We start from the raw sequence: 13,222 nt of genomic DNA on the forward strand, positions 1-13,222 counted from the left end.
ATGATTTGTATGTTTTTATTATCACTGAGTTAAATTAAAGATAGTTAGACAGCGATAAAACAAAAAGTCTATATTTTGTAAATGGGGATGACGGTTGAGATCAGTGCTTACTAACTACATAATCGCAATAATCCGTATTCTGGGTTTAATGGCTTTACTACAGGTCAGTGCCTGTCATCGCGGTGCCGATTACATACCAGATAAAGAATATCCTAAATTACCATGTAAGGTACTTGGTGCTTGCGACGCCACTGTAATGAAATATCTTAAAAAATTCAATAAAAGAGGGATAAAAGTCATTACAATTGGACAGGATTATCTAATAAGCATCCCTGCAAGTGCGTTATTTGAAGATCAAACGCCGCATTTAAAATGGGCTTCTTATGGTTTATTAAATGAAATAGTAATATTTCTTAAGCAATTTCGTAAAGTTGCAATAAATGTAACGAGTTACAGTAGTAAATATGTATCAGTTCATCGAGAGCGTGCTTTAACATTAGCCCGATCGAGGGTAGTAGGTGAATACCTTTGGTCACAAGGAATTGATAGTCGTTTTGTCTTTACACAAGGATTAGGTAGTGATAAACCTATAGTGAGTTACTCTCAGGGCGGTGATACATCACCAAATGCTCGAATAGAAATCACGTTTAGGGATGCTGTTGCATAATAGAGGATAAAATGAGTCGCGAAACATGGGCTTTGATTAAAAATAAAAAAAACTTTAATGTTCATATTTACAGACGCGGATTACTTTTGGTTATTATTTCTCTTTTATTGAGTGTTATTATTGGGCTGTTGATGTTTTATTTCTATGTAAATCAGCCTGAAAGAGATTATTATGCTACTAGCGGGATAACACCCCCAATTAAGCTTAAATCCATGTTGGCACCTAATGCATCACCAAATGCATTGCTTCCTCCTGATCCACCAACGGATGATGTGCAAAGGGTTATACCGCAATAATTAGAGGATATTATGGCTGAAGATGCCTTAACTGTTGTTACCTTACGAAATAAATTTTATAAAGATAGTCAGCGTAAGGTTATACTCGCACTACTGATCGCTATTCTGGTTAACCTGGTTTTGGGGTCTATGTTGGTTTACATTATTACTCATCCGCCAGCCCCTAAATATTTTGCGACGAGTATTAACGGGCGAATTACGCCATTATTTCCTTTGGATCAGCCAAACCAATCAGATTCAGCTGTATTACAATGGGCAAATCAGGCAGCCATAGCTTCATTTACTTATAATTTTGTTAACTACAGGGATGAGTTGCAGGCTTCATCCGGATTTTTTACCCCAGAAGGTTGGGATCAATTTCTTAGTGCATTGCAACAGTCTAATAACCTCGACGCAGTAAAGGCGAAGAAGTTAATTGTCTCGGCCGTAGCGACTCGTGCGCCTATTATTCTCCAAAAGGGAGTTTTAAATGGTAGTTTCTCCTGGAGGGTGCAAATGCCTATTCTGGTAACTTATCAAAGCGCCAGTGAGTTTACTCAGCAAAACAATGTAGTAACCATGTTGATTACTCGCGTTTCAACCTTAAACTCACCTCGGGGAATAGGTATATCACAATTTGTAGTTGGACCTGCCAGTGGTGGGGTAAGTTGATTATGAGAAATATGTATCAGTTATTTAAAAGGTGTCAGATAGTTGCAATGGTTTCTTTGATGGCAGGTAATGTCTATGCTGCCAATCAAACCGATGATGCCCAACAAGCCTTACAGCAATTACGGTTATTGCAACAGCGCCTTTCCCAGAATCAGGGCCCCGAGACTCAATCTGCTGGCGATGCGAATGCTAACACCACTGCGAATCCCAGACCTCCAGGGCCCACACAACCCACTCAAAATAGTAATCAGGCCAATCGTGGCCAGGGTCAAGGTGAAGAGCAAGTAATGACTCAAGATGATGTTGAGGTTATTGATAATAAATCATTTAAAGATATGACCCGTAACTTATATCCGTTGACTCCAGAGCAAATTGTTCGCTTAAAACAAATCTATCAAACCAACGAATATGCTCAAGCGTCAACCGCTGGCACACCACCCAAACCAACGGCTACCTCGCAATTTGTTAACTTGTCTCCTGGATCTACTCCTCCAGTGATACGTTTATCTCAAGGATTTGTTTCTTCCTTGGTTTTTCTAGATTCTACAGGTGCTCCCTGGCCCATTGCCGCTTATGATTTAGGCGATCCATCTGCATTTAATATTCAATGGGATAAAACCAGTAATACCTTAATGATTCAAGCGATGAAATTATATAATTATGGCAACCTGGCGGTTCGATTAAGAGGTTTGAATACACCAGTGATGTTGACTTTAATACCCGGGCAAAAAGCAGTGGATTATCGAGTCGATTTGCGAGTTCAAGGATTTGGTCCTAATGCTAAAAGCATGCCTCTGGAGGAGGGAATACCTCCCTCAGCAAATGATTTGCTTCTTCATGTTTTAGATGGCGTGCCACCTCCGGGGAGCAGTCGCTTGGTAGTGAGTGGTGGAGATGCTCGGGCCTGGCTTTTTGGTGAAAAAATGTATGTGAGAACCAATCTAACTATATTATCACCCGGTTGGTTAGGCAGTATGACCAGTGCAGATGGGACGCACGCTTATGAAATGCAAAAGTCGCCGGTGCTTTTAGTGTCCTGGCATGGAAAAGTGATGCAACTCAAGGTAGAAGGGTTATAAACAATGGCAAGCAAAAAAGAAAACTTAAAGTCACTGTTTTCCAATACTAGAACACGAGTAATTATTGTCTTTACACTTATATTATTGATAATTACTGTAGTAATTGGTTATGTAAAATTGCGAAATGCTTCGCAAGGTCCAGTGGAAACTTCTCAGCTTCCTCAAGGACCTACTGGAATTCAATCTATTCCTGGCGTACTTGATCCCACCGCACAATATGCAAAATTGCAAGAGCAGCAAAATGTTACTCAAGCACAACAAGCAGAAAGTACTGGGGGTAGTGCTATTCCTACAATTATTCGAACTCAGGCCCTAGGTGAAGGAGTTGGTGTAGTTGGCTCTAAAAACGGACAAAGTGGGGTAGGCTTTACTACCTTGGCACGAGAAGAAGAAGAGGGCGCACAAAATAGTTTATGGATTCAAGCTTTAAAAAATGGCAGTTGCAGTAAAAATGTTATTGCGCAAGTGGTAAGCCAGGGAGCTCAATTAAGTGACTTAAAGGCAGGCTGTAGCTGCGTACAATTAAAGGATAGCGGATATGCGCTTCAGGATTTGGATCAAATATGCCAGTGCAAAGAGTTAAAGGCGGCTGGTTATAATGCCAGACAATTAAAAGATATTGGATATACCGCGGGTCGATTAAGAGAGTGTGGTTTTGATGCCTGTGAACTACGCAATGCCGGTTTTACAGCCCAGCAAATGAAGGATGGTGGTTTTTCTGATGGCGAATTAAAAGGTGCAGGGTTTTCTGATGCTGAAATAGCAAAGGCGAGTGGTTTACCTGATGGTATTAGTGCAGCAGATGTTCGAAATGCTGGGTGCAGCGCGGCCGCATTAACCAAATTACGTAAAGCAGGAGTAAGTGCCTCAGCTATAAGACGAATTAGTGGGTGTAGTGCAGAACAATTAAAAGCAGCAGGCTTTACTGCTGCAGAACTGAAGGATGCAGGTTTTAGTGCTGCGGATTTAAAAAGAGCAGGTTTTACTCCAGAGGAGTTAAAAGCCGCAGGCTATACAGCAAGAGAACTATTAAATGCAGGTTTTACTCCCGAAGAACTGGCTAGATCAGGTTTCACTGCAGCACAGATAAAAGCAGCGCAGATGGAACTGCCGCCAGGCATTACACCTGCGGATGTAAAAAATGCCGGTTGTGATGTCGATGTATTAAAAAAAGAACGAGCGGCCGGAGTTAGTGCGGCTCTTATCAAGCAATATGCAGGTTGTAGTGCGCAGGCATTGAAAGCAGCTGGTTTTAGTGACGCAGATCTAGCTAATGCGGGATTTACACCGCAACAAATTGCCGCCGCAACTCCTCTTTCTGATAGTGATATTAAAGCCGCAGGTTGCGCTGCTGATAAATTAAAAAAATTGCTCGCGGCTGGTGTTTCAGCGAAACGAATTAAGGAATTAAATGGTTGTAGCGCTCAAGCTTTAAAAGACGCAGGATATGATGCCAAATCTTTATTGGATGCAGGGTATACTCCGGCACAACTGCTTGCTGCGGGCTTTACTCCCAAACAATTAGAGGACTCAGGGTTAAATCCTGCTGCGGTACTTGCCGCGGGACGTGTTGCTGATTGCAGTGTGGAGTCATTAAAAAAAGCGAGGGCAGCCGGTATGTCTGCTTTAACAATCAGACAAACTCTGGGCTGTTCTGCTCAAGCGTTAAAGGATGCGGGATATAGTGCTAAAGAGCTAAAAGATGCCGGTTTTACTGCAGCAGAACTAAAAGCTGCGGGATTCAGTGCCAATGACTTAAAAAATGCCGGTTTTACGGCGAAGGAATTGCGGGATGCAGGTTTTAGCGCGGCACAATTAAAAGCTGCCGGATTTAGCGCTAAAGATCTTAAGGATGCTGGGTTTTCTGCAGCAGAATTAAAAGCAGCCGGATTCAGTGCGGCGCAGCTTAAGGCCGCTGGTTTTAGTGCAAAAGACTTGAAAGATGCTGGATTTTCCGCAGCTGACTTAAAAGCGGTGGGATTTAGTGCTAAAGATCTCAAAGATGCGGGCTTTTCAGCAGCCGATTTGAAGGCTGCAGGATTTAGCGCTAAAGATCTAAAAGATGCCGGTTTTTCTGCTTCTGAATTAAAAGCGGCAGGATATAGTGCCAAAGATTTGAAAGATGCAGGGTATAGTGCACAGCAATTAAAAGATGCTGGATTTACTACAAATCAACTTTTGAATGCGGGATTCTCGCAACAGGATTCAGCTGTAGCAGGATTACAAGGTATTAATTTGCCGCAAGATACATCAAGTCTCGCCGGAATGCCGAGTTTACCAGGTGCTCAACCAACCGGTGCTTCAATAGCGGCTGCTAATAATGATAAATTGCAGGCAATTTTAAATAAACAAAATCAGCAAATGGCTGAGCAAAAATATCAGCAAAAAATTCAACAAAGAACAGCCGATATGCTCTCAGCAGCTACTCAATCGGTACAAGGATGGAAACAAGTTACTACTCAGGTTTATACTGAAGGTAACGCCGAGACAACCGTAGCCGGAGCAGCTGCCCAAGGAGTAAGTACGACTACTACCACCATTAACAATCAAAGTGTGTCAGTTACAAACACTTCACAGAAAGGCGCCATGATAAAAACCGGAGATATCGTTTTTGCTGTCATGGATACTTCAGTAAATAGTGACGAACCAGGCCCAATTTTAGCAACTATAGTTTCTGGCAAATTGAAGGGAACAAAGCTAATTGGAAGCTTTAACTTACCGTCCACCGCAAATAAGATGGTTATTACGTTTAATACCATGTCTATTCCCGGTGCTCCAAAAACGATATCTATATCCGCATTTGCTATTGATCCAAATACAGCAAGAACGGCATTGTCCAGTCGTACAGATCATCATTACTTAATGCGATATGGCTCTTTATTCGCGTCCTCATTCCTACAAGGCTTTGGTAATGCGTTCCAATCAGCGAATACCACTGTAACTATTGGAGGAACAGGTGGGGGCAATAATATTACAGTTTCAAATGGTATTGGTCGATCTGCCCTTGAAAATGCTGTAATCGGATTAGCGCAAGTCGGTCAAAACTGGAGTCAGCAGGCTCAGCAATTGTTTAATACACCCATTACGGTGGAAGTCTATTCGGGTACTGGAATCGGTGTTTTATTTACACAAGACGTACAATCTATTTAATTTGATGGCGGATAATGATGGCAGATAATGATCAAAATAATGATGAATATAAATTCGCAGAATTAGATTCTCTTGATAATGAGTCTATGGAGGAGGAGTCCGGCTTAAATAGTCCAACACCGCCAAGCCAAGGTCGCTATCCTGAAACAAAAAATGTTAAGCGCAATGCACTTATCGCTGTTGGCGTACTCGTCCTGGCAATGGTGATCTACAAGCTCGTAGGTTGGATGTACTCTGGTAAAAGCGATGTTGAGTCCAGTCAAACTACAGTGACACCTATAGCACAGGTAGCACCTGAGCCTGTGCAAACTACGATCACTCCTGCACCTACCCCTGCTCCAATTGTTCAACAACCCCCAACGGTTATAACCGCAAATGATAGTGATTTAAAACAAAAAGTATCTGCTATTGAATTATCACAACAAACGGTCAAAGCCGAAGTAAGTTCTGTAGGTCAGCAAGTTGGAACGGTTAATAACAATATAAATAATTTAAATACGCAAATCGCCAATCTTAATCAAGTAATTGGAAATCTATCAACTCAAGTGGCGAAACAATCAGCCGAGATTAATATGTTAATGGCTCATTATAAGCCCAAGCCAGCTAAACGAGTTATTCGTCAAGCAGGCGCTCCGCGCGTTGTTTACTATATCCAAGCAGTAATCCCGGGTCGAGCATGGCTAATTGGCTCAAATGGTTCTACACTTACAGTAAGAGAAGGGACAAAAATTGCAGGATATGGGATAGTTAAATTAATAGACTCTATGCAAGGTCGAGTATTAACTAGTTCCGGGCAAGTAATAAGGTTTAGTCAAGAAGATAGTTGAGGTAGTTATGGCTGGAACTTGTACAGGCGGTACTGTTGCATGTTGGATAGCGAGTCAGGCTAACATATTAACGAATATCGGTAATTCCCTTGCGCCTATACAACGCCTTATCACAGGCGGAGCGTATCTTATCGGTTGCGCGTTTATATTTAAGGCAATATACAGTTTAAAGATTTATGGCGAGGCAAGAACCATGATGTCCAATAGCGCCAGCGTCAAGGAGCCTATTGTTTATTTGTTAGTGGGTGCTATGCTGATATATTTCCCCACGGGGTTTGCGGTTTTGATGCAAACAACCTTTGGCTATCAAAATATACTTCAATATGCTCCAGTGAATAGCGGTAACGCGGCTTTGGATACACTTTTTGGTAGTGGTAGTGTTGTCGGTAAGCCTTTAGCGATGTTAATTCAGGTAATTGGCTTAATTGCCTTTGTCAGAGGATGGGTTCTAATTGCTCGTTCGGCATCGCAGGGACAACCCCCCGGGGGAACAGGGAAAGGATTGATACACGTTTTTGGTGGAATATTAGCAATCAATATTGTAGGTACTCTCAATATGATTAATAATACTTTATATGGTACGTCGTGAGAAAAAATAGAGTAGGAGTAAGCAAGTGAACGGTAATGTTAATATTAAATCAGATTATAAATCATGGTTTATCAGTGCGGCATTTATTAGTCTATTAGTCTTGGTGAGCCAGGACGCAGCTGCAGGAGCTCTTACCTTGGGTGGAATGGCTTCCTCAATTACCAAGTCGTTTACTAGTTTAGCTAAATTGATTACTGCCGGTTCTTATTTGGCGGGTCTGGGATTTTCTATTGGTGCTATAATGAAATTTAAGCAGCATAAAGATAATCCAACCCAAATACCAATTGGTACACCAATTGCCCTGGTTTTTATTGCAGCCGCTTTATTGTTTCTACCAACAATTTTAGGGGTAACAGGACAAACCATGTTTGGTGGGGCTGGAAAGACAGCAGGTCCTACAGGAAGCGTGTTCCAATAAGTAGTTAGCTCATAAAAAACTATGGAGTATTCATTGAATATAAACGGTATAAAAATTTGAGCGTATTGGGGATAGTGGACTAATATAATTTTAGGAGAATACTGTGGACAATAGAGGCTTTAACAGAATGAATGATAAATCTTGGTTAATTAGCGTTATCTGTATTAGTCTACTTGCCTTAATAAGCCAGGATGCTGCCGCCAGTAAGAGTTTAGGCAATATGGCCTCTTCGATGACTGGTTCTTTTACCAGTGTTGCCAAATTAATTACTGCAGGTTCTTATTTGGCAGGTTTGGGATTTTCTATTGGCGCCATTATGAAATTTAAACAGCATAAAGACAATCCAACTCAAGTACCCATTGGTACTCCTATTGCTTTGGTTTTTATTGCCGCAGCTTTATTGTTTCTCCCCAGCATCTTGGGAGTAACAGGACAAACCATGTTTGGCGGAGCAGGAAAAACCTCTGGACCTAGTGGCTCAGCCTATACATCAGGATAGTACAAGGAATAGTGAGAAGTTCGTTGTGTGAATCAATAGTGTAATGACGCTACTGAATGTTTTATACGGAACAAGTAAATGGGTATAAAATTAGGAGAGGGCAATGATCAGTGACATGGATAGCAAGTCGAATTATATGTTTTGGTTAATTAGTGTTGTTTGTATTGGTTTGCTTGCTTTGGTGAGTCAAGAGGCTGTAGCGAGCCCAACTTTGGGAAAAATGGCATCTTCTATCACTGGCTCTTTTACCAATGTTGCCAAGCTAGTTACTGCAGGTTCTTATTTGGCAGGTCTGGGCTTTTCTATTGGTGCCATTATGAAATTTAAACAGCATAAAGACAATCCAACCCAAGTTCCTATTGGTACTCCTATTGCTTTGGTTTTTATTGCCGCAGCTTTATTGTTTCTCCCAACCATTTTGGGAGTAACAGGACAAACCATGTTTGGTACTACAGGAAAAACTGCAGGCCCTAGCGGCACAGCTTATACATCTGGATAGTTTATATTTTATATAATAATGAATATATTTCTCTATATGTAGGGAAGCTAATCGGTGCAGGTTACCGATTTGAAAAAGGGGGCTCGAATATTCTTAATCTAACTTATAAATTAAGCCTGAAGATTAGTAATATTTTATATGTAAAAAATGGATCTTGAACAAATTGGGGAGAAATGCGGTGAAAAATAACGCTACTAGTAAGTCGGATTATAAATCGTGGTTAATTACTGTTGCTTGTATCGGTTTCATTGCTTTAGTAAGTCAGGATGCAGCTGCCAGTAAAAGTTTAGGGAATATGGCTTCCTCAATGACTGGTTCTTTTAACAGTCTTGCTAAGTTAATTACTGCAGGCTCCTACCTGGCAGGCTTGGGCTTTTCTATCGGTGCCATTATGAAATTTAAACAGCACAAGGATAATCCAACTCAAGTCCCTATTGGTACTCCGATTGCCCTCGTTTTTATAGCTGCCGCATTGTTATTCTTGCCGAGTATTTTAGGGGTTGCAGGTATGACTATGTTTGGTGCCGCAGGAAAAACTGCAGGTCCCACCGGAAGTATTTACCAGTAATGATAGTTTGTTGCTAATGGTGATGGTAGGTTTTTTCTTTACCATCGCCATTTTATATGGTTCAAACTGACTCATGAGAAATAGAATAGGATCATTGAGTGAAATAGATAGATTTGATGTTGTTAGGTCTATATTGCGATAGATTTATTATGAGACAATGCCCTAATTAAATCAGGTTAGAGTGAGCCAAAGAATATGGCGGAAAATCAAGAACGTTGTGAATTGAAATTAAATGCTACACCGGGTTCCTGGCGTTTGTATTCAGCCAGGAAGGTTGATGAGCGATTCAGATCATATGAACAGAAAATATTTCATAGAGATCAGTACACCTGCCAATTTTGTGGATTCCAAGCCCGTTTATTCCAAGAAATTGTTAATCTTGATAATGACTATACAAATAATAGATTATCTAATTTAGTCACCGCATGCTGTTTTTGTGCTCAATGTTTTTTTATTGAGTCGGTTGGAGTTGGCGGCTATGGTGGTGGTACGTTGATCTATCTACCCGAACTGACTCAGACTGAGTTAAACAGTCTATGCCATGTATTATTTTGTGCGATAACGAATGATACTGGCTATAAAGCAAGTGCTCAAAATATTTATAGATCGTTTAAATTCAGATCGCAAATCGTCGAAGAAAAATTTGGTGAGGGAACCAGCGATCCTGCTATATTTGGTCAATTAATGATTGATGCAGGGGTTAATAAAGAAGAAACCAGAGCGCAGCTTTTCAAGAATATATGTTTGTTACCCTCAAGAGCTAAGTTTCGAAAGCAAATCGAAAAATGGGCTGCCAGCGCATTGGAAGAAATTGCGGATTAGATATAAATAATATACATACAAAGATTGGGGATATGGGATGGCAAAATGGTCAGAATCGTTTTTTGAGGGTATAGATACCTTCTTTGCCTGGTTAAGTACTTCTCTGCGGCAAACGACAGAATCTTATATCGATCTGGAAACCGCTGATAGCCCTACTGTATTAGTTAACCATGACGGCAGTTTGTTATCAATATTAAAAATTGAAGGGATAACCGCTCTTGCTGGCGCCGATGAATTCGATCATTTGGTTGAAGGATTGAATAATTCATTTCAAGCGGCTATGGGTAGACCTGGGCATGCATTACAGGTGTATTTCAGTCACGATAAACAAAATATTAAGAAATTAATTCAGGACATCTATTCCCCAGCCGAAGCTAGTGCTGAACGTCTCGAACTTAAATTAGGTGATTTATTTGAGGAGCGAGTGAATTATTTATCACAGTATTGTGCAGAAGAGCGCTTATATTTTGTATTGATTACCCGACCGTTTAATTTAACCAGCGATCAATTGAAGGTAGCAAATAAAGCAAAAATGAAGATGTTGAAGGACACCAAGGCTCCTCCATTTAAAAACAGTCAGACCGTTTTTGCAGCAATTCCAGAACTACGGGATACCCATGATGCTTATGTTCGCGCCATCATTAATGACATAGACTCATTAAATATTTTTGGCAGGTTACTCGATGTTCATGAGGCCGTTCATGCAATTCGTATGACAGCAGATCCTGATTATACGGCCGATGATTGGAGGGCAACTCTACCTGGAGATAAACTGCCGGTACGTGAGATAAACAGCTTTGAGGGCGATGCTTCAGACTTACTCTGGCCGTCACTTGCGAAGCAGATAATACCCCGCGATGCAGAAGCTATAGATTTGCGCACGGTTAGGGTCGGGGATAAAATTTATGCATCTACTTATATTGATTTATTTCCTAAGGACGTTAGGCCATTTATAAATTTGTTTTCACGTATCCTTCCTTCACATATTCCTTGGAAAATTTCATTTCTAATCGAAAGTGAAGGTCTTAGTACGATCAAACTTAAAGGTCTTTTGGCTGCAATTTTGAGTTTTAGTTCAGCACAAAATCGTTTGATAAGCGATTCAGTAAATCTACTAAAATATTTACAACTTAATACGGATGAGGCTATTGTTCGTTTGCGTGTAGTTGCCGCAACATGGGCTCCAGAAGGTAATTTGCCTTTGCTTAGACGGAGAAGTTCCGAACTGGTTAAAGCAATTCAAGGTTGGGGATCCACTGACGTGTCTGAAATTTGTGGCGATCCTTTCGCCGGTTTTGTTTCAACAATGTTGGCTACAACTCTTAACAGCACAGGCGTACCCAGTGTTGCCCCCTTAACTTCGGTTATTTCCATGTTGCCCATTACGCGTCCCGCATCACCTTGGAAAACGGGAGCGTTACTCTTCAGATCCCCAGATGGTAAACCCTGGCCGTTTCAGCCTGGTTCAACAGAACAAACAACCTGGATTGACTTGGTCTACGCGCGTCCTGGTTCTGGTAAATCAGTATTGTCTAACGCTATAAATCTGGCTTTATGTTTGTCAGGTGGATTAATTCGCTTACCCCGTATAGCTATTATTGATATAGGGCCCTCCAGTAGTGGTCTCATTTCCCTGTTAAAAGAAGCATTACCTGCTTCCAAGCGGCATTTGGTGGCTTATCATCGCCTAAGAATGACACCTGAATATTCAATAAATCCCTTTGACACTCAATTGGGATGTCGTTACCCAACCGCTTTAGAACGATCGTTCTTAGTGAATTTTATGACTTTATTAACTACCCCGTTAGGTGCAGAAAAACCTTATGACGGTATGCCTGATTTAGCCGGCATGGTAGTAGACGAATTGTATAAAAGCATGGCTGATGAGTTTAATCCCACGCCTTATGCCCCAGGGATAGAAGAGTTTATTGATGGTATTTTAGAGGAGATTGGGTTTGTTCGTGACTCCAAATCCACTTGGTGGGAGGTTACTGATTCGCTTTATTCTGCCGGATTTATCCATGAGGCATTGCTGGCACAGCGCTATGCAATGCCTTTGTTGGCAGATGCGGCTTCAATTTGTAGAACTCCTTCCATTGAAGATCTCTATGAAAAAGTGACTGCCCCAACTGGAGAGTCATTAATTAATGCATTTTCAAGAATGATTTCTGCCGCAGTTCGTGAATATCCAATCTTATCTCGCGTCAGTAGTTTTGATATTGGTGATGCGCGAGTAGTCTCACTGGATCTTGATGAGGTGGCTAAAAGCGGGGGCGATGCTGCCGACCGACAAACGGCAGTAATGTATATGTTAGCTCGTTACGTCCTTGCCAGACATTATTATCTAACTGATGAAAGTTTGAGTAGTATTCCAGAACAATACAAAGAATATCATAAAGAAAGGATTATGCAGATCAGAGAAGATCACAAGCGTATTGTTTATGACGAATTCCATCGCACTTCCAAATCTGCGGCGGTACGTGAACAAGTGATTATTGACATGCGGGAAGGGCGTAAGTGGAAAGTGCAAATTGCATTGCTTTCTCAGTCTGTAGATGACTTTGATCCCGTGATGATAGATTTTGCTACAGCTATTTATATTATGGATGCAGGCCCGTCTCAGGCTATTGAGAAGACCACCGCAATTTTTGGGCTTTCCGAAACCGCAAAAGTCGCGTTACGTACTAGAGTGCACGGCCCCAGACAGGGAGGAGCAACGTTCCTGGCTCAATTTGCTACTAAAACAGGAGTTAACGTTCAATTATTAACATTGACCTTAGGCCCTGTTGAATTATGGGCATTTAGTACTACCGCAGAAGATGCGACCGTACGAAATCATTTATACAGGCATCTCGGCCCATCTGAAGCAAGACGTCTTTTAGCTGCGTTATTCCCAAATGGTTCCATAGCCAAGGTAATCGAAGCTCGTTTGGCCGGCATGAAAGAAAAAGGTGGTTTGATTGAAGCGGAAGAGAAAGAGGGGATCATTGATCAATTGGTTAACGATATCCTGGAAGCCTATTCTAAAGATCCTAATATTAAAAGTTTACCTGTAAAAGTTTAATATTAATCTTTGGTTAAACTATTAAGTTAGGCACCTTCCAATGCCTGTCTACTGGTAATTAAGGTCTTCTGCGACTCACATTGGCAACGGTTT

The 13,222-nt window shown here is 41.2% G+C and carries 13 protein-coding genes; all 13 read left to right on the forward strand.

Translation table 11 applies throughout. The annotated features are described in order from the left end of the window. The first annotated feature begins 94 nt into the window (after nt 1-94). Entirely contained in the window at nt 95-667 is a 573-nt protein-coding gene (gene icmN, locus LOX96_RS04325) for a type IVB secretion system protein IcmN/DotK (RefSeq protein WP_250419415.1), read from the forward strand. Between the two features lie 11 nt (nt 668-678). Continuing rightward, the gene (icmM, locus tag LOX96_RS04330; protein WP_250419413.1) at nt 679-963 is read left to right on the forward strand and encodes a type IVB secretion system protein IcmM/DotJ; all 285 of its coding nucleotides are present in this window, start codon (nt 679-681) and stop codon (nt 961-963) included. Between the two features lie 12 nt (nt 964-975). Then, nucleotides 976-1,614: a type IVB secretion system apparatus protein IcmL/DotI gene (locus tag LOX96_RS04335; RefSeq protein WP_250419411.1), complete on the forward strand. Its 639-nt coding sequence runs from the start codon at nt 976-978 to the stop codon at nt 1,612-1,614. A gap of 2 nt (nt 1,615-1,616) precedes the next feature. Beyond that, on the forward strand, nt 1,617-2,693 hold the full coding sequence (locus LOX96_RS04340) for a DotH/IcmK family type IV secretion protein (protein WP_250419410.1): 1,077 nt from the start codon (nt 1,617-1,619) through the stop codon (nt 2,691-2,693). Between the two features lie 3 nt (nt 2,694-2,696). Then, nucleotides 2,697-5,843 carry a type IVB secretion system protein DotG/IcmE gene (dotG, locus tag LOX96_RS04345; RefSeq protein WP_250419409.1) on the forward strand — a complete coding sequence of 1,049 codons (3,147 nt, stop codon included), beginning with the start codon at nt 2,697-2,699 and terminating at the stop codon, nt 5,841-5,843. Between the two features lie 14 nt (nt 5,844-5,857). Beyond that, a complete protein-coding gene (gene icmG / locus LOX96_RS04350) occupies nt 5,858-6,670 on the forward strand; it encodes a type IVB secretion system protein IcmG/DotF (protein ID WP_250419406.1) in 813 nt (270 codons plus the stop codon). A gap of 7 nt (nt 6,671-6,677) precedes the next feature. Then, nucleotides 6,678-7,259, forward strand: coding sequence for a type IV secretion protein IcmC (locus LOX96_RS04355; protein ID WP_250419404.1), 582 nt, complete (start codon nt 6,678-6,680; stop codon nt 7,257-7,259). 25 nt (nt 7,260-7,284) lie between these two features. Continuing rightward, the gene (locus tag LOX96_RS04360) at nt 7,285-7,677 is read left to right on the forward strand and encodes a type IV secretion protein IcmD (protein WP_250419403.1); all 393 of its coding nucleotides are present in this window, start codon (nt 7,285-7,287) and stop codon (nt 7,675-7,677) included. A 127-nt stretch (nt 7,678-7,804) separates the two neighbouring features. Continuing rightward, a complete protein-coding gene (locus LOX96_RS04365; RefSeq protein WP_250419401.1) occupies nt 7,805-8,176 on the forward strand; it encodes a type IV secretion protein IcmD in 372 nt (123 codons plus the stop codon). A gap of 103 nt (nt 8,177-8,279) precedes the next feature. Then, nucleotides 8,280-8,675 carry a type IV secretion protein IcmD gene (locus LOX96_RS04370; protein WP_250419399.1) on the forward strand — a complete coding sequence of 132 codons (396 nt, stop codon included), beginning with the start codon at nt 8,280-8,282 and terminating at the stop codon, nt 8,673-8,675. Nucleotides 8,676-8,853: 178 nt separating this feature from the next. Next, nucleotides 8,854-9,243 carry a type IV secretion protein IcmD gene (locus LOX96_RS04375; RefSeq protein WP_250419398.1) on the forward strand — a complete coding sequence of 130 codons (390 nt, stop codon included), beginning with the start codon at nt 8,854-8,856 and terminating at the stop codon, nt 9,241-9,243. Between the two features lie 195 nt (nt 9,244-9,438). Next, nucleotides 9,439-10,065, forward strand: a complete 627-nt coding sequence (gene icmJ, locus LOX96_RS04380) for a type IVB secretion system protein IcmJDotN (protein WP_250419396.1) — start codon at nt 9,439-9,441, stop codon at nt 10,063-10,065. 37 nt (nt 10,066-10,102) lie between these two features. Further along, nucleotides 10,103-13,129 carry a type IV secretion protein IcmB gene (locus tag LOX96_RS04385; protein WP_250419394.1) on the forward strand — a complete coding sequence of 1,009 codons (3,027 nt, stop codon included), beginning with the start codon at nt 10,103-10,105 and terminating at the stop codon, nt 13,127-13,129. Nucleotides 13,130-13,222: the final 93 nt, after the last annotated feature.

Origin of the sequence: Legionella maioricensis (genome assembly GCF_023618015.1) — a bacterium.
Lineage (GTDB): Bacteria > Pseudomonadota > Gammaproteobacteria > Legionellales > Legionellaceae > Legionella > Legionella maioricensis.

Bases quoted from the DNA above. Each gene is read 5' to 3' on its own strand.
- dotG (WP_250419409.1), top strand. From the start codon at position 2,697: ATGGCAAGCAAAAAAGAAAACTTAAAGTCACTGTTTTCCAATACTAGA.
- icmG (WP_250419406.1), top strand. From the start codon at position 5,858: ATGATGGCAGATAATGATCAAAATAATGATGAATATAAATTCGCAGAA.
- LOX96_RS04355 (WP_250419404.1), top strand. From the start codon at position 6,678: ATGGCTGGAACTTGTACAGGCGGTACTGTTGCATGTTGGATAGCGAGT.
- LOX96_RS04385 (WP_250419394.1), top strand. From the start codon at position 10,103: ATGGCAAAATGGTCAGAATCGTTTTTTGAGGGTATAGATACCTTCTTT.
- icmM (WP_250419413.1), top strand. From the start codon at position 679: ATGAGTCGCGAAACATGGGCTTTGATTAAAAATAAAAAAAACTTTAAT.
- icmJ (WP_250419396.1), top strand. From the start codon at position 9,439: ATGGCGGAAAATCAAGAACGTTGTGAATTGAAATTAAATGCTACACCG.
- LOX96_RS04370 (WP_250419399.1), top strand. From the start codon at position 8,280: ATGATCAGTGACATGGATAGCAAGTCGAATTATATGTTTTGGTTAATT.
- LOX96_RS04335 (WP_250419411.1), top strand. From the start codon at position 976: ATGGCTGAAGATGCCTTAACTGTTGTTACCTTACGAAATAAATTTTAT.
- LOX96_RS04365 (WP_250419401.1), top strand. From the start codon at position 7,805: ATGAATGATAAATCTTGGTTAATTAGCGTTATCTGTATTAGTCTACTT.
- LOX96_RS04340 (WP_250419410.1), top strand. From the start codon at position 1,617: ATGAGAAATATGTATCAGTTATTTAAAAGGTGTCAGATAGTTGCAATG.